Below are 15054 nucleotides of genomic sequence, written 5' to 3' on the forward strand. Positions count from 1 at the left end.
CGTCCAAATCCATCTGAATGCGCGGAGACATACCCCTCATCCGGCGCTTCGCGCCACCTTCTCCCGCAAGGGGAGAAGGGAAGTCACGCACTAGCGCCGCCGCTCACCCTTCTGCTTCCTGAACCGGACGCTCTGGCCGTCCGGCATGCGTGTCGCCACGAAGCCGGCGGCGAGGCAGGCTTCGCGTTGCGGCATCTGGATGTCGGGGCTGCGAAGGCTGTCCCACCATGAGGCACGCTGGGCCGCGCGCGGCAGCGCCGCGCCGATGATCTCCTCGATCTGCTCGAAGCTCAGCACGAGCTCCTCCTGCTTCTGCCGCAGCAGATAATCGCGCAACGCGTCGTAGTCGTTCACACTCGTCCTCTCGTCCGGAGCGAAGTCCAGCTGCTCAAAACCGTCAGCCGCATAAACCGATTCTTAACTCATTGCGGCAGCGCCGTCGCGGCTTAAACACTACGCAAGCTTTCGGGCGCATCCACTATGGACAGGAGCGAACAATGTTCTCTGGATGGCGCGACGTTGCGGCCCGCCGGCCGTGGCGGATTTCGGCGAAGCTGCTGATCATCTCGTCCGTGGTGACGGTGATCGGCTTTTCCGCCATTTGCGTCAACGTCATGCTCGACATGCGCCGCGGCGAGGAGGCACTCGCCCGCCAGACGCTGGAGAACCTCGCGACCACGATCGAGTCCGACGTCAGCCGCAACGTCGAGATCTACGATTTGTCGCTGAAGGCGGTGGCCAGCAACATGCTGCTGCCCGAGCTGGCGACGGTCTCAAAGACGATCCGTCACCTGATCCTTTTCGACCACGCGACCACCGCCAAACATTTCGGCGCCATCCAGGTGTTCGACGCCGAGGGCCGGCTGACCATCGATGCGTCCACGCTCGATCCCCTGCCCGAGGACCGCAGCGAGGAGGACTACTTCAAGGTCCACCGGGATAATCCCGGCACGGAGCTGTTCATCAGCCGTCCCATGCTGTTTCGCGGCGCCTACTCGATCGTGTTGAGCCGGCGCATCAGTGACGCTGACGGCGGCTTCATGGGCGTGGTCGCCGGCTCGATCCGCTTCAGCTATTTCCACGAGCTGTTCGATCGGCTCAACCTCGACCCTGAGGACACCATCACCGTGCTCAAGCGCGACCGCACCATCATCATGCGGCGACCGTTCGATCTCGACATCATCGGCACGAACCTGAACGACCGTCAGAACTGGAAGGCCGACAATCTCAGGGTCGGCGCCGCCTATTCGGGACAGGGCCCGGTCGATGCGACGCCGCGGCTCTATGTCCGCAGCAAGAACAATGGTCCGCTGTTCGTGGTCGCCGGCAAGCCTTTGGCCGCGGTGTTCGCACTCTGGCAAAGGGAGGCGCTCCGCATCGGCACCGTGGTACTGGCGCTCATCCTGTTCGTGCTGGGATCGACCCTCGTGCTCGCGCGCGAGATCGGCCGGCGCGCCGAGGCCGAGCGCAAGCTCGAGGAGTTGGCGACGACCGACGCGCTCACGGGCTTGAAAAACCGCCGCAAATTCGATTCCGTCATCGACGTCGAATGGCGGCGCGCCATGCGCCAGAAGGCGCCGATCGCGCTGCTCATGATCGATACCGATCACTTCAAGGCTTACAACGACACGTTCGGCCATCAGGCCGGCGACCAGGTGCTGGTCGGCATCGCCATCTGCATTTCCGATTCGGTGAGCCGCGCCGGCGATTGCGCGGCGCGCTACGGCGGCGAGGAATTCGCCGTGCTGCTGCCGAACACCTCGGCCACTGAGGCCCACAAGGTGGCGGAGATGATCCGCCTCAAGGTGCAGGGCTGGTCCGACGATCAGGCGATGTCGACGGTGTCCTGCGGCATCGCGAGCCTCGTCCCCGCCGCCGGCATGGACTGGCCGCTCCTGGTTGCCGCCGCCGACAAGGCGCTCTACGCCGCCAAGGCCGGCGGGCGCAACCAGTCGGTGGTGGCGAGCCTGCCGCAGCTGTCGTTGGTGGCGTGAGGCGGTCTCTCGCTCTCGTCATTGCGAGGAGCTCTTGCGACGAAGCAATCCAGACTTCCTCAGCGGAAGGATTCTGGATTGCTTCGCTTCGCTCGCAATGACGAGCGGCTCGCTACTGCCCCAGATACTTCTTCATCTCCGCGACCAGCCCGTCGCGCAATTCCGGGCGCTTCAAGCCATAGGCGATGTTGGCGCGCAGGAAGCCGGGCTTGGAGCCGCAATCATGGCGCTCGCCCTCGAATTCGACGCCGTAGAATTTCTGCGTCTTGGCAAGCCCGATCATGGCGTCGGTGAGCTGGATCTCGCCGCCGGCGCCGCGCTCCTGGGTCTCCAGGATCTTGAAGATCTCCGGCTGCAGGATGTAGCGGCCGGTGATCGAGAGGTTGGAGGGCGCGGTGCCCTTGGCCGGCTTCTCGACCATGCCGTCGACCTCGAACATCTTGCCGTTGCGCTTGCCGACGCCGCAGATGCCGTATTGATGGGTCAGGTGATCGGGCACCGCCTCGACCGCGATCAGATTGGATTTGTCGCCGAGCGAGGACGCCATCTCGATCATCTGCTTCAGGCAGCCGGGCGTGTTGAGCACGAGCTCATCCGGCAGCACCACGGCGAACGGCTCGTTGCCGACGATGTCGCGCGCGCACCAGACCGCGTGGCCGAGGCCGAGCGGCGCCTGCTGGCGGGTGAAGCTGACCGCGCCGGCTTCGGGTTGGTTCTGCGCCAGGATGTCCTGCTCGGCTTTCTTGCCGCGTGCGGCCAGCGTCGTGTCGAGCTCGAACATCCGGTCGAAATGATCCTCGATGACAGCCTTGTTGCGGCCGGTGACGAAGACGAAGTGCTCGATGCCGGCTTCCTTCGCCTCGTCATAGACGTATTGGATCAGCGGCTTGTCGACGATGGTCAGCATTTCCTTCGGCATCGCCTTGGTGGCAGGCAGGACGCGGGTGCCGAGGCCGGCGACGGGGAATACGGCTTTGCGAATCTTCATGGGATCGATCGAATACCTTGGGGGCACATGGGACGGGAGCAATGGCATCCTTGCTAGCCTGTTTGCAGCCGCCAACAAAGGCGGATGTGGGGCCTCGCCCCGACGGAGTTAAGAAAAAGGCGGCCACCAAAATTTCACCTTTGTTAAGCTATTGGCAACGCTAACCAGGCCTCCTGTGGCGGGTTTTCAGGCCGACGGGTGGAACATGATGCAATCAATGGCAGGACTGGCGAGACGGGCTGGCGGCGCAGTCGTTGCGGCCGCTTTGCTGCTGCCGGCCGGCGCGCACGCCCAGGCGCAGAACGGCCTGTCCAACCTGTTCGGCGGCATCTTCTCGGGATCGAACCCGGCACCGGCGCAACCCACACCTGGCCCGAGCGGCGCGCCGACGGGTCCATTGCCGTGGAGCGGCGAGGACGGCGCCTCCGGCCATCCCTTGATGACGGCCGCCGCGATCCGCGAGGCTGCCGGCAATTTCAACAATTGCGTCGCTGCGATGTGGCCCGATGCCGCACGACGCGGCGTCACGCAGGAGAACTTTCAGCGCTTCACCGCCGGGCTCTCACCCGACCTGCGCATCATGGACCTCATGGATTCGCAGCCGGAATTCACCAAGTCGATCTGGGCCTATCTCGACATCTTGGTGAACGACAACCGCCTCGCCAAGGGCCGCGAGGTCCTCGCCAAATACAAGACGCAGTTCGACGCCACCGAAAAGGCCACCGGTGTCGACCGCTACATCATCGCCTCGATCTGGGGCATCGAGTCCAATTACTCGACGCAGATCGGCGATCGCAGCGTGCTGCAATCGACCGCGACGCTCGCCTGCATCGGCCGCCGCCAAGCCTATTTCAAGGACGAATTCCTCTCCGCGCTGGAGATCCTCAACCGCGGCGATTTGCGTCCGGAGCAGCTGCGCGGCTCCTGGGCCGGCGCCTTCGGCCCGACCCAGTTCATGCCGACCGCGTTCAAGCGCTTCGCGGTGGACGGCGACGGCGACGGCCGGCGCGACGTCGTCGACAATCCGACCGACCTGATCGCGTCGACCGCCAACAATCTGAAGAAGGACGGCTGGCAGCCAGGCCAGACCTGGGGCTACGAGGTCGTGGTGCCGCAAGGCTTCAACTACATGCTGGCCGACCGCGCCAAGGCGATGCCGATCGCGCAATGGGAGAAGCTCGGGCTCAAGCGTCCGAACAACCAGGCCTTCCCGCATCCTGCGGACAAGGCCTACCTCCTGGCACCCGCCGGCGCGCAGGGACCGGGCTTTTTGATGCTGCAGAATTACCGCGTCATCATGAAGTACAACCCGGCCGAGGCCTATGCGCTGGCGATCGGCCATTTCGCCGACCGCCTGCGCGGGGGACAGCCTTTCGTGCAGCCCTGGCCGCGGCAGGAGCGCGAGCTGTCCCGCACCGAACGGCTGGAGCTGCAGCAGCTGCTGGCTCAGCGCGGCTACTACAAGGGCACCCCGGACGGCCAATTCGGCGGCATGACCAGGGAGGCCCTGCGCAACTTCCAGGCCTCGATCGGGGTCCCCGCCGATGGCTTTGCCTCCTCCGACGTGCTGGACCGGCTGCGCGGGCGGTAAAATCGCGCCTGAAGTAACCTTGAAGGGGGATTTTGGCTGATAGCCTTGACCGGGACTGGTGTTCCCCGGTCTATGGACAAGAATCTGCGATGGAATTTGCCCGTTTGGCGCCTGATTCCGTTATTATATTGAGCTAACTTCGATCCCCCATTGCACGTGCCCGAGATCGCATGTCGAAGAAGTCCCTGTTCAAGGCGCTGACCGAGACTGGCCCGTTGATCGCGCTGGGGACGGCGCTTGCGATCCTGGTGTCGGTGGCGGCACCCGCTTCGGCGCAGTTCTTCAACTTCCCTGGCTTCGGCGGTCCGCCGCAGCGTTCGGCCCCACCACCGCCACCACGGGGCGGCGGAGGTGGCGGATGGTTCGGCGGCGACTTCTTCGCACCATTCCAGCCGCCGCCGCAGGCGCCGCGCCAGGATTTTTCGCGCGCGCCGGCGCCGGCCAAACGCGACACCATTCCTGAGAAGAACGTGCTGGTGATCGGCGATGCCATGGCCGACTGGCTCGCCTATGGCCTCGAAGACGCCTACGCCGAGCAGCCCGACATGGGCGTGATCCGCAAGCACAAGACCACGTCCGGCCTGATCAGGTACCAGCCCAAGGGCGAGCCCGCGGACTGGGCCGCGGCGGCCAAGGGCATTCTCGAGACCGAAAAGCCCGACGTGATCGTCGTCATGCTCGGCCTCAACGACCGCGTCGCGATCCGCGAGCCGGCCGCCGACAAACCCGACAAGCCGGCCGCGGAGAAGGACAAAGATAAGAAGAACGACAAGGGTGCGCGCGCAAAGCCGCAAGGTAAGCCCAGCGACGCCAAGCCCGGCGACAGCGCCGCCAAGCCGGACGATAAGCCTGCCGACGCCGACCTGCCGCAGGACGACGCCGACAATGCCGACACGCCGGCAGCCGCGCCGGAAAAGACCGCGCGCAATCCGAACGGCCTCTACGAATTCCGTGACGAGCGCTGGGTCGAGCTCTACGGCAAGAAGATCGAGGAGCTCGCGGCCGTCCTCAAAACCAAGGGCGTGCCGGTGCTCTGGGTCGGCCTGCCCGCGGTCCGCGGACCGAAGGGCACCGCGGACACGCTTTTCCTGGATTCGCTGTACCGTGAGGGCGCGGCCAAGGCCGGCATCACCTATGTCGACGTATGGGACGGCTTCGTCGACGAAGCCGGCCGCTTCCTGCAGAAGGGCCCGGACTTCGAAGGCCAGATCCGCCAGCTCCGCAGCTCCGACGGCATCTATTTCACCAAGGCCGGCGCGCGCAAGCTCGCGCATTATGTCGAGCGCGAGATCACGCGTCTGCTTGCCGGACGCTCCGGCCCGATCGCGCTGCCGAGCGAGCCCGCGACCCCCGACACCAGCGCCGAGCCGGGCAAGCCCGCGCCACGGCCGTTGGCCGGACCGATCGTGCCGCTGGTTGCAGCCTCGATCGCGACCGATCAATTGCTGGGCGGACCGGGCACGCGTCCCGCCGCTGTCGATGCGCTCGCCGCCAAGACGATGGTGAAGGGTGAGCCGCTGGCGGCTCCCGCCGGCCGCGCCGACGATTATGCCTGGCCGCGCCGGGAAGTCGGCCGCGAGCAGGCCAAGGGCGATACGCCGATGGCGGCAACGACGCCGGACGGCGGGGCAGCTCAAGGCGTATCGGGCGCGGCCGCCGCGATCGCACCGCCAAAGCTCGCGCCGAAGAAGCCGCAGGTCGCCCCGCAACTGCCGGCCCAGGCAACGCCCACATTCCGTGATTTCTTCGGCTTCGGCTCGCCGCAGCCCCCGCCGCCGCGCCAAATGGCGCCGCCGCCCGGGCCGCGCAATCCGAATCCCAATCCTGGGATCCCGCGTCCGCCGGCTAACGTCGGCCGTTCCGCCGAGATGTTCCGGTAAGGTAAGATCTCGTGTCCCGGACGCGACGCTGCACCTTCTGGTGATGCGGCGCAGAGTCGGGACCCAATTCGTGCGGCATTCAGAAAAGATGGCCCCGGCTCAGCGATGCAGCGTCTCACGCTGCATCGCTGAGCCGGGGCACGCGTGACAGGCGTTTCGGCAACTAGCCGTAATAGCGCCAGCGTGACGGCGGGCGGCGGGCGGGACGCGACATCAGCAGCGCCAGCGCGAAGCCGATGCCGCCGGCAACCAGCAGCGCGCCGAGCGGATTGTCCTGCACCTTCTGCGCAATGGCCTTCGAGCCGTCGCGGAAAGTCTCACCACTGTTCTCGTAGGCGTCCTTGGCATAGCCCGCGGCGGTGTCCGTGGCGTCGCGCACGGCATCCTTGGCCTGGCCGTAGAGATTCTGCACCGTGCCCGCGGCTTCCCGCGCCTTGCCCGACGCCTGCGTCTTGGCATCGCCTGCCATGTCTCCGATCGCGCCTTCCGCGCGTCCGGCATATTCCTTCGCCGATCCAACAATCCGATCCGTGTCCATGATGATCCTCCTCGGTGGTCAGCCGAAGTAACCGATCAGACGCAGCGCGGTTCCTTAGGCTCTCCTATAGAATCAGGCCGCCATCGACGACCAGCGTCTGGCCGATGATGTAGGACGACAGCGGCGAGGCCAGGAACAGCGCCGCGCCCGCCATGTCGGCCGGCGTACCCAATCGCCGCAGCGGGATGCGTGCGAGCGCGCCTTCGAGCCGCTTCGGATTGTCGGTCGTCACCTTCGTCATCTTGGTGTCGACGAGCCCTGGCGCGATGCCGTTGACGCGGATGCCGTCCTCGGCCCAGGCCTCGCCCAGCGTCCGCGTCAATCCGACCGCACCGGTCTTCGAGGCGTTGTAGGCGGGATTGCCCATGGTGGAATGATAGGCCGCGGTCGAGGACACGATGATCAGCGCGCCCTTCGCGTCCCGCAACATGGAATGAAAGCGCGTCGCGCAGGCCATCAGGCTCATCAGATTGACCTCGACCACCTTGCGGAAACCCGCCATCTCGAATTCGCCGCGGCGGTAGATCACCGCGCCCTGCGCGAGCACCAGGACGTCGAGACGGTCGAACGGCGGCCTGAATGCTTCGATCGCACCGGAATTGCCGACATCGAGCTGCGCGTAAGCAAGACCTTCGAGATCGGAGCCTTCGTCGGCTGAATATTCCGTTGCGCGAGCACGCGTGCCGCAGACGGCAACAGCTGCGCCCTTGGCGCGAAAGGCCTGCGCGATGCCGTTGCCGATGCCGCTGGAACCGCCGACCACCAGCACCTGCTTGCCTGAGTAATCGAGCTCATTTGCCATTGTCGGCCTCCCCTTTTGTTTTCTGCTTGTTTGACCTGTCTGCGGATCGATGCCAGCCTTGTCAATCACAACAAGAACCAGCTCGGCGCGAGGGAACAGCATGTCCGACGTCAGGGAGCTCAGCCGGTCCGTGAAGGGGCTCACCGTGCTCGTCACTGGCGCAGCCAGCGGCATGGGGCGCGCCACAGCGCGCGTGTTCGGAAACGAAGGTGCGAACGTCGCCGTCACCGATTTCGACGAGCAAGGCGCGCAGGACGTCGCCAGGGAGATTGCGGCAAGCGGAGGCGCGGCAAGGGCGTGGAAGCTCGACGTCGCCGACGGCGGCGAAATCAAACGTGTGGTCGGCGATGTCGCCGCGCATTTCGGCGCCCTCGACATCGTCGTCAACAATGCCGGCATCTCCGTGCGCGTCGCGATCGACGATGAGGGCTACGAGGACGCCTGGGCGAAGGGCATCGCCGTGATGCTGACGGCGCACCCACGCATCATCCGCGCCGCGCTGCCGCACTTGCGCAAGTCGAAGAGTCCCCGCATCGTCAACATCGCCTCGACCGAGGCGCTCGGCGCCACCGCATTGCACAGCCCGTATTCGGCCGCGAAGGGCGGCGTCGTGAGCCTCACCCGCTCGCTGGCGGTGGAGCTCGGCCGCGAGGGCATCACCGTCAACTGCATCTGCCCCGGACCGATCCGCACAAAAATCACCGACCGCATCCCGGAGGAGCACAAGACCATCTACGCCAAGCGCCGCACCGCACTCGGCCGCTACGGCGACCCTGAAGAGGTCGCGCATATGACGCTGAGCCTGTGCCTTCCGGCGGCGTCCTTCCTCACCGGCGCGGTGATCCCGGTCGATGGCGGGCTGATGGCGCGGAACGCGTGAGAGCCATGCGCGCGGCGCGTTGACATCGCCGGATGCGGGAGTCATTTTTTCCACAAACAGAGCGGGGAAACCGCTCGTAGATGCGGGAGGAACGCAATGACCATCGCCATCCGGCAGCTTCAGAAACATTTCGTCGGCGAGGTGTCCGGCCTCGACTTGCGCAAGCCGCTCACGCCGGATCAGGCGCGCGAGATCGAGGCCGCCATGGACAAGTACGCGGTGCTCGTCTTCCACGACCAGGACATCACCGACGAGCAGCAGATGGCATTCGCGCTGAATTTTGGCCAGCGCGAGGAGGCGCGCGGCGGCAACATCACCAAGGCGGATGAACACCGCCTCACCTCAGGCCTGAACGACGTCTCCAACCTCGGCAAGGACGGCAAGCCGCTGCCCAAGGACAGCCGCGCCAATCTGTTCAACCTCGGCAATTGCCTGTGGCACTCGGACAGCTCGTTCCGTCCGATCCCCGCAAAATTCTCGCTGCTATCGGCGCGCGTGGTGAACCCGAAGGGCGGCAACACCGAGTTCGCCGACATGCGTGCAGCCTACGATGCGCTCGACGACGAGACCAAGGCGGAGATCGAGGACCTCGTCTGCGAGCATTCGCTGATGTATTCGCGGGGATCGCTCGGCTTCACCGAATATACCGACGAAGAGAAGGAGATGTTCAAGCCGGTGCTGCAACGGCTGGTGCGCACGCACCCCGTGCATCGCCGCAAGTCGCTGTATCTGTCATCGCATGCCGGCAAGGTCGTCGGCATGAGCATGCCCGAGGGGCGGCTATTGCTGCGCGATCTGACCGAGCACGCCACGCAACCCGAGTTCGTCTACGTGCACAAATGGAAGCTGCATGACCTCGTGATGTGGGACAACCGCCAGACCATGCACCGCGTCCGCCGCTACGACCAGTCCCAGCCCCGCGACATGCGCCGCGCGACGGTGGCAGGGACGGAGCCGACGGTGCAGCAGCAGGCGGCGGAGTAGGCCGGGTCGGAGTAGCCACAAATTCGGTCGTCGTCCCGGACAAGCGGAGCGCTGGGCAACGCGTAGCGTTGTCCGGCGCGAAGCGCCGATCCGGGACGACAGCGGAGAATAACTGAGGGCAGTGGAGAGTGTGGCAATAGCGGCCGATAACGCTACGCGTGCCCGGCCTCGTTCGAGAGCATACCAGGGTCGATGCCGATCTTCTGCAAAGCGCGATTGTACTTGTCCTCGACGTCGTCGCCGAAAATCAGATCCGCGTCCGCGTCGCAATGCAGCCAGCCGTTGCTCTGGATCTCCGTCTCGAGCTGGCCCGGCGCCCAGCCGGCATAGCCGAGCGCGAGGATGGCGTGCTTGGGGCCGGAGCCGTTGGCGATGGCGCGCAGAATGTCGACCGTCGCGGTCAGGCAGACGCCGTCATCGATCCGCAGCGTCGCGTTCTCGATGTAGAAGTCGCTGGAATGCAGCACGAAGCCGCGCCCGGTGTCGACCGGCCCGCCCCGCAGCACCTTCATACTTTCGGCATTCTCCGGCAGCTTGATGTGCTCGCCCTTCTTGATGATGCCGAGCTGCTGCAAGAGCTCGGGGAAATCGATGCTGCCGGCGGGGTGGTTCACGATGATGCCCATCGCCCCCTCCGCCGAATGGGCGCAAAGATAGATCACCGAGCGCTCGAAGCGGGAATCGCCCATCACGGGCATTGCGATCAGGAGCCGGCCGTCGAGATAGCCGCCGGAACTGGGCAGCGCGGCGCCCGAGCTGCGGGTGCTTTCGCCCGTCCTCTTGCCTGTGGGAGCCATCGCTCGAGCACTCCGGTTTCAATTCCTATCCTGATGTCGGGCCGGGCGGCTGTCAAATCAAGGCTTGCGGCGAGTTGATTCGAGTGCATCCATCACAAGCAATTCAATGGTTTGGCCCTGGGTGACCCTGTAAAGACGTGCCATGTCCAGCATTGTTCCCCTGCGTGCGGCGATTGGCGTCGCGACAACCCTGCTCGCGTCGTCGTTGGCTATCGCGGCCCGTGCCGATGACGCATCGCCTTGGCAACGCGATGGACATTCCGCGGTGCGGCTCCTGGCGGGCTCGCGCAGCGGCGCGGTGCTGCTCGGCGGTATCGCCTTCCAGCTGCAGCCCGGCTGGAAGACCTACTGGCGGTCGCCCGGCGATTCCGGCGTTCCACCCCGGTTCGACTTCTCCAAGTCCGACAATGTCGAGGCGGTGACGGTGATGTGGCCGGCGCCGCTGAAGTTCGACGACGGCGCGGGCGGCCATTCCATCGGCTATCGCGACCAAGTCGTGCTGCCCCTGCGCATCGTCGCCAAGGCTGCAGACAAGCCGGTGACCTTGAGGGCCGAGATCAACTACGCGGTGTGCGAGAAGCTCTGCATTCCCGTAGAGGCCAGCGCCGAGCTCGGCTTCAACAGCGTCGCCTCGACCGAGGACGCGAACTTGCGTGCCGCGCTCGACACCGTGCCGAAGCCCGCCAATATCGGCGACCCCAATCCGCTCACCATTCGCGACGTCAAGCGGGACGGGCCCAAGAACGTAGTGGTCGATGTGGTGGCGCCGGACAGCCGCAAGGTCAATCTGTTCGTGGAGGGACCGACACCCGATTGGGCGCTGCCGATTCCGGCGCCGGTGCAGCCCAGCCCGCCCGGGGTCGTGCGCTTCTCGTTCGAGCTCGACGGGCTGCCGCCGGGCGCCAAGCCCGAGGGCGCGGCGCTGAAGTTCACGCTGGTCGGGCCGGAGAAGGCGTACGAGTTCAACACGAATTTGAACTAGCGTCCGCCCAACCGAATCTTAACGAATGGTTGCTAATCCCTCGCCTGCCGCTGCAGGTCGCTGGGGATTGTTCGAATTGGCCGTGATGGATGCACCACCCGCAACGACCGGACCGGCCGGGCTGGTCGCGCGGCTGCGTGCCAGGCTCGCGGGCGGATCGAGCGAGGCGTCGCTGACCCGACGGCTCGCCGGCACCATCTTCATCATTCGCGTCATCAGCGCCGGCCTCGCTTATGTCTCGCAGGTGCTGCTGGCGCGCTGGATGGGCACGTCCGATTACGGCATCTACGTCTATGTCTGGACCTGGGTGCTGCTGCTCGGCAGCATGATGGATTTCGGCATCTCGGCCTCCGCGCAAAAAATCATTCCGGAGTACCGCGCCAGCGGCGCGCACGCGCTGCTGCGCGGCTTCCTGTCCGGCAGCCGCTGGCTGACCTTTGCCGTGTCCACGCTGACGTCGCTCGGCCTTGCTGGCATCGTCAAATTGCTGTCGCCCTGGATCGATCCGGCCGAGGTGCTGCCGCTCTATATCGGCTGCATGACGCTGCCCGCTTTCGTGGTCGCCAACACCCAGGACGGCATCGCGCGCTCGCACGACTGGATGCAGCTCGGCCTGATGCCGCAATTCATCATCCGCCAGGCGCTGATCATCGGCATCACGGCGTTCGCCTTCCTGCTCGGCTATCACCTCGGCGCGGTCGCCGCGATGGTCGCGAGCCTTTGCGCGGTATGGATCGCGATGGCCGGGCAGATGGTGGTGCTGAACCGCAAGCTCGCCGATCACATCACACCGGGACCGAAGGCCTATGACGTCAAGGGCTGGCTTGCCGTCTCGCTGCCGATCCTGCTGGTCGAGAGCTTCTACCTGCTCCTGTCCTACACCGACGTGCTGGTGCTGCAGCAATTCCGTCCCTCGGACGAGGTCGGCGTCTATTTCGCCGTGGTGAAGACGCTGGCGCTGGTCTCGTTCATCCACTACGCGATGTCAGCTACGACGGCACACCGCTTCGCCGAATACAATGCCAGCGGCGACAAGGCGCGCCTGTCGGCCTACGTCGCGCATGCCATCACCTGGACGTTCTGGCCGTCGCTGGCCGCGACCATCGTGCTGCTCGCGCTCGGCAAGCCGCTGCTCTGGCTGTTCGGGCCGCAATTCACCGTCGGCTACGACATCATGTTCGTCGCCGCGATCGGGCTCGTGGTCCGCTCTGCGATCGGGCCGGTCGAGCGCCTGCTCAACATGCTCGGCCAGCAGAAGATCTGCGCGCTCGCCTATGCGCTAGCCTTCATGATGAACCTCGTGCTCTGCATCGCGCTGGTGCCGCGCTACGGCGGCCATGGCGCGGCGGCCGCGACCTCGATCTCCCTCACCTTCGAGACGGTGCTGTTGTTCTGGATCGTGCGGCAGCGGCTCGGGCTGCACGTGCTGGCGTTCGGCAAATAGACGACGATCGAAAACGCCGATCCACTCTCGCTGTCATCGCCCGGCTTGACCGGGCGATCCAGTACTCCGAGGCGGCTGTGATTAACCGAGAGGCCGCGGTGTACTGGATGCCCCGCCTTCGCGGGGCATGACCGAGAGTTGTCAGGTCGGCACGAATTACTCCGCGGTCCAGCCGCCGTCGATCGAGAGGTTGGTGCCGGTGATCTGGGCGGCGTCGTCGCTGCACAGGAACAGCGCGAGCGCGGCGACCTGCTCGGAGGTGACGAACTCCTTGGTCGGCTGCGCATCGAGCAGCACATCGTTGATGACCTGCTCGCGCGTCAGATTGCGCGCCTTCATCGTGTCGGGGATCTGCTTCTCGACCAGCGGGGTCCAGACGTAGCCGGGGCTGATGCAGTTGCAGGTGATCTTGTGGGTCGCGACTTCCAGCGCCACGGTCTTGGTGAGGCCGGCGATGCCGTGCTTGGCCGAGACGTAGGCCGACTTGAATGGCGAGGCCACCAGCGAGTGCGCCGACGCCGTGTTGATGATGCGGCCCCAGCCCTTCTTCTTCATGCCGGGCACCGCGGCGCGGATGGCGTGGAAGGCCGAGGACAGATTGATCGCGATGATCTGGTCCCATTTCTCCGGCGGGAATTCCTCGATCGGCGAGACGAACTGGATGCCGGCATTGTTGACGAGGATGTCGACCGAGCCGAACGTCTTCTCGCCGAGCGCGATCATGCCGGCGATCTCGGCGGGCTTGGTCATGTCGGCGGGCGAGTAGACCGCCTTGACGCCGAAATCGGATTCGATCTTGGCGCGCTCCTTCTCGATGTCCTCCGGCGAGCCGAAACCGTTGATGACGACGTTGGCACCGGCGCCGGCGAAGGCGCGTGCGTAAGCGAGCCCGATGCCGCTGGTCGATCCGGTCACGACGGCGTTCTTGCCTGACAGAGTACCCATTCTATTCGCTCCTTTTTGCCGGGGGCGCGGTGACGTCCCCCGTGAGATCGTAGGTCACCATGGTCTCGCCGGACTGCGGCCGCTCCAGCCAGTCCTTGTGGCGCATCGACAGGTGCACGTCACGCACGCCGGCCTCCCAATGCTCGACCATGGCAATGTGCGAGAAATCGTAATCCTTGGACGAGGATTCGTAGTTCTTGCTGCGATAGATCAGATGCACCACGGTGACGGTGCTTTCGCGCGACACTTTCGCCAGGAATTCGACGGAAGGATCGTTCTTGAGATAGTCCGGCAATTTGCCGATCAGATCGCGCACGGCCCTGCGGGCGTTGTGCAGCTGCTTGTTCTTGTCGGTGTTCATCCGCGTGCGGCTGGAATAGCGGATGTCCTTCTCGCGCTCGGCCGCCTCCAGCAGCGAGTTCGGCAGGTCGCCCCGCGCGGAAAACAAATCGACCTGAAAGATCAGCATGTCGCGTTCGACCTCGGCATCGAGCACGTAGTCGAGCGGAGTGTTGGAGGCGATGCCGCCGTCCCAATAATGCTCGCCGTCGATGACGACGGAGGGAAAGCCCGGCGGCAGCGCGCCGGAGGCCATGATGTGCTCGGGGCCGATCTTCTTGCCGAGCTTCTTGAACGCGTAATTGTCGAAATATCTGAAATTGCCCGAGGTGACGCCGACCGCGCCGACCGACAGGCGTGTCTTCAGATCGTTGATGCGGTCGAAATCGACAAGACGCTCCAGCGTCTTCTTCAGCGGCGAGGTATCGTAATAGCTTTCGGCCTCGGGATGCCCCGGCGGCCACAGCGGCGCCGGCGGAATGCGTGGGGTGAAGAAGCCGGGCACGCCGAACGTCGCAATCAGCGCGGCACTGGTGGAATTGAACAGCTCGCGGCTGCGGTCGCTCTTGCCGACCGGCTTCCACGGCACCGGGGCCGACACCATTTCCCAGAATTCCTTGAGCCGCTCGACGCGGGTGTGCCCCTCGTTGCCGGCGATGATGGCGGCATTGACCGCGCCGATCGAGATGCCGGCGACCCATTCCGGATCGAAGCCGTAGCCACACAGCGCCTGGAAGGCGCCAGCCTGGTACGAGCCGAGCGCGCCGCCGCCCTGGAGGACCAGGACGCGTTGCGCATTCGTGGGGATTGTTGCGGTTTCCGGACTATGATCGGTCATGCGGGAACAATAGCAAAAGGCTGGCCACCGTGGCGACACTCCGCCGCGACGT

Annotated in this window: 14 protein-coding genes; 7 read left to right on the top strand and 7 right to left on the bottom strand. The window is 65.3% G+C overall.

Going from position 1 to position 15054, the window contains the following annotated elements; translation table 11 throughout:
• Nucleotides 1–90: 90 nt before the first annotated feature.
• Nucleotides 91–354: a hypothetical protein gene (locus tag I6F16_RS13985; RefSeq protein WP_035998268.1), complete on the bottom strand. Its 264-nt coding sequence runs from the start codon at nucleotides 352–354 to the stop codon at nucleotides 91–93.
• A gap of 143 nt (nucleotides 355–497) precedes the next feature.
• On the opposite strand from I6F16_RS13985, the gene I6F16_RS13990 reads away from it, so the two are divergent.
• Nucleotides 498–1994, top strand: a complete 1497-nt coding sequence (locus I6F16_RS13990) for a diguanylate cyclase (RefSeq protein WP_225126385.1) — start codon at nucleotides 498–500, stop codon at nucleotides 1992–1994.
• A 112-nt stretch (nucleotides 1995–2106) separates the two neighbouring features.
• Here the strand turns inward: I6F16_RS13990 and I6F16_RS13995 are convergent, their stop codons facing one another.
• Complete coding sequence (locus I6F16_RS13995; RefSeq protein WP_225134644.1) at nucleotides 2107–2982, bottom strand: UTP--glucose-1-phosphate uridylyltransferase; 876 nt, start codon at nucleotides 2980–2982, stop codon at nucleotides 2107–2109.
• Nucleotides 2983–3190: 208 nt separating this feature from the next.
• Between I6F16_RS13995 and I6F16_RS14000 the strand changes: the two genes are divergently transcribed.
• A complete protein-coding gene (locus I6F16_RS14000; protein ID WP_225134659.1) occupies nucleotides 3191–4573 on the top strand; it encodes a lytic murein transglycosylase in 1383 nt (460 codons plus the stop codon).
• Between the two features lie 170 nt (nucleotides 4574–4743).
• Nucleotides 4744–6453: a DUF459 domain-containing protein gene (locus I6F16_RS14005; RefSeq protein ID WP_225173822.1), complete on the top strand. Its 1710-nt coding sequence runs from the start codon at nucleotides 4744–4746 to the stop codon at nucleotides 6451–6453.
• A 163-nt stretch (nucleotides 6454–6616) separates the two neighbouring features.
• Here I6F16_RS14005 and I6F16_RS14010 read toward each other — a convergent pair whose 3' ends face one another.
• Both I6F16_RS14010 and I6F16_RS14015 read right to left on the bottom strand, forming a co-directional pair.
• Entirely contained in the window at nucleotides 6617–6991 is a 375-nt protein-coding gene (locus I6F16_RS14010) for a CsbD family protein (RefSeq protein WP_035998251.1), read from the bottom strand.
• A gap of 64 nt (nucleotides 6992–7055) precedes the next feature.
• Nucleotides 7056–7793: an SDR family oxidoreductase gene (locus tag I6F16_RS14015; RefSeq protein WP_225111688.1), complete on the bottom strand. Its 738-nt coding sequence runs from the start codon at nucleotides 7791–7793 to the stop codon at nucleotides 7056–7058.
• A gap of 100 nt (nucleotides 7794–7893) precedes the next feature.
• Here I6F16_RS14015 and I6F16_RS14020 point away from each other — a divergent pair, with 100 nt between their 5' ends.
• Together I6F16_RS14020 and I6F16_RS14025 are read left to right on the top strand one after the other, a co-directional pair.
• Nucleotides 7894–8673, top strand: coding sequence for an SDR family NAD(P)-dependent oxidoreductase (locus I6F16_RS14020; protein ID WP_074447693.1), 780 nt, complete (start codon nucleotides 7894–7896; stop codon nucleotides 8671–8673).
• A gap of 96 nt (nucleotides 8674–8769) precedes the next feature.
• Entirely contained in the window at nucleotides 8770–9657 is an 888-nt protein-coding gene (locus I6F16_RS14025; protein WP_035998242.1) for a TauD/TfdA family dioxygenase, read from the top strand.
• 152 nt (nucleotides 9658–9809) lie between these two features.
• Here the strand turns inward: I6F16_RS14025 and I6F16_RS14030 are convergent, their stop codons facing one another.
• Nucleotides 9810–10454 carry a YqgE/AlgH family protein gene (locus I6F16_RS14030; RefSeq protein ID WP_035998239.1) on the bottom strand — a complete coding sequence of 215 codons (645 nt, stop codon included), beginning with the start codon at nucleotides 10452–10454 and terminating at the stop codon, nucleotides 9810–9812.
• A 142-nt stretch (nucleotides 10455–10596) separates the two neighbouring features.
• On the opposite strand from I6F16_RS14030, the gene I6F16_RS14035 reads away from it, so the two are divergent.
• Both I6F16_RS14035 and I6F16_RS14040 read left to right on the top strand, forming a co-directional pair.
• Nucleotides 10597–11436, top strand: a complete 840-nt coding sequence (locus tag I6F16_RS14035) for a protein-disulfide reductase DsbD domain-containing protein (protein ID WP_035998237.1) — start codon at nucleotides 10597–10599, stop codon at nucleotides 11434–11436.
• Between the two features lie 85 nt (nucleotides 11437–11521).
• Nucleotides 11522–12880: a flippase gene (locus I6F16_RS14040; protein ID WP_225111687.1), complete on the top strand. Its 1359-nt coding sequence runs from the start codon at nucleotides 11522–11524 to the stop codon at nucleotides 12878–12880.
• Nucleotides 12881–13036: 156 nt separating this feature from the next.
• On the opposite strand, the gene I6F16_RS14045 is transcribed toward I6F16_RS14040, so the two are convergent.
• Nucleotides 13037–13825: a 3-hydroxybutyrate dehydrogenase gene (locus I6F16_RS14045; RefSeq protein WP_035998234.1), complete on the bottom strand. Its 789-nt coding sequence runs from the start codon at nucleotides 13823–13825 to the stop codon at nucleotides 13037–13039.
• Between the two features lies 1 nt (nucleotide 13826).
• The gene (locus tag I6F16_RS14050; RefSeq protein ID WP_036036932.1) at nucleotides 13827–15002 is read right to left on the bottom strand and encodes a patatin-like phospholipase family protein; all 1176 of its coding nucleotides are present in this window, start codon (nucleotides 15000–15002) and stop codon (nucleotides 13827–13829) included.
• Nucleotides 15003–15054 lie beyond the last annotated feature (52 nt).

This window comes from Bradyrhizobium sp. IC4060 (assembly GCF_020193715.1).
Lineage (GTDB): Bacteria > Pseudomonadota > Alphaproteobacteria > Rhizobiales > Xanthobacteraceae > Bradyrhizobium > Bradyrhizobium yuanmingense.

Excerpts from the sequence above, each read along its gene's own strand:
- I6F16_RS13990 (WP_225126385.1), top strand. The coding sequence starts at position 498 with ATGTTCTCTGGATGGCGCGACGTTGCGGCCCGCCGGCCGTGGCGGATT.
- I6F16_RS13995 (WP_225134644.1), bottom strand. The coding sequence starts at position 2,982 with ATGAAGATTCGCAAAGCCGTATTCCCCGTCGCCGGCCTCGGCACCCGC.
- I6F16_RS14000 (WP_225134659.1), top strand. The coding sequence starts at position 3,191 with ATGCAATCAATGGCAGGACTGGCGAGACGGGCTGGCGGCGCAGTCGTT.
- I6F16_RS14005 (WP_225173822.1), top strand. The coding sequence starts at position 4,744 with ATGTCGAAGAAGTCCCTGTTCAAGGCGCTGACCGAGACTGGCCCGTTG.
- I6F16_RS14010 (WP_035998251.1), bottom strand. The coding sequence starts at position 6,991 with ATGGACACGGATCGGATTGTTGGATCGGCGAAGGAATATGCCGGACGC.
- I6F16_RS14015 (WP_225111688.1), bottom strand. The coding sequence starts at position 7,793 with ATGGCAAATGAGCTCGATTACTCAGGCAAGCAGGTGCTGGTGGTCGGC.
- I6F16_RS14020 (WP_074447693.1), top strand. The coding sequence starts at position 7,894 with ATGTCCGACGTCAGGGAGCTCAGCCGGTCCGTGAAGGGGCTCACCGTG.
- I6F16_RS14025 (WP_035998242.1), top strand. The coding sequence starts at position 8,770 with ATGACCATCGCCATCCGGCAGCTTCAGAAACATTTCGTCGGCGAGGTG.
- I6F16_RS14030 (WP_035998239.1), bottom strand. The coding sequence starts at position 10,454 with ATGGCTCCCACAGGCAAGAGGACGGGCGAAAGCACCCGCAGCTCGGGC.
- I6F16_RS14035 (WP_035998237.1), top strand. The coding sequence starts at position 10,597 with ATGTCCAGCATTGTTCCCCTGCGTGCGGCGATTGGCGTCGCGACAACC.
- I6F16_RS14040 (WP_225111687.1), top strand. The coding sequence starts at position 11,522 with ATGGATGCACCACCCGCAACGACCGGACCGGCCGGGCTGGTCGCGCGG.
- I6F16_RS14045 (WP_035998234.1), bottom strand. The coding sequence starts at position 13,825 with ATGGGTACTCTGTCAGGCAAGAACGCCGTCGTGACCGGATCGACCAGC.
- I6F16_RS14050 (WP_036036932.1), bottom strand. The coding sequence starts at position 15,002 with ATGACCGATCATAGTCCGGAAACCGCAACAATCCCCACGAATGCGCAA.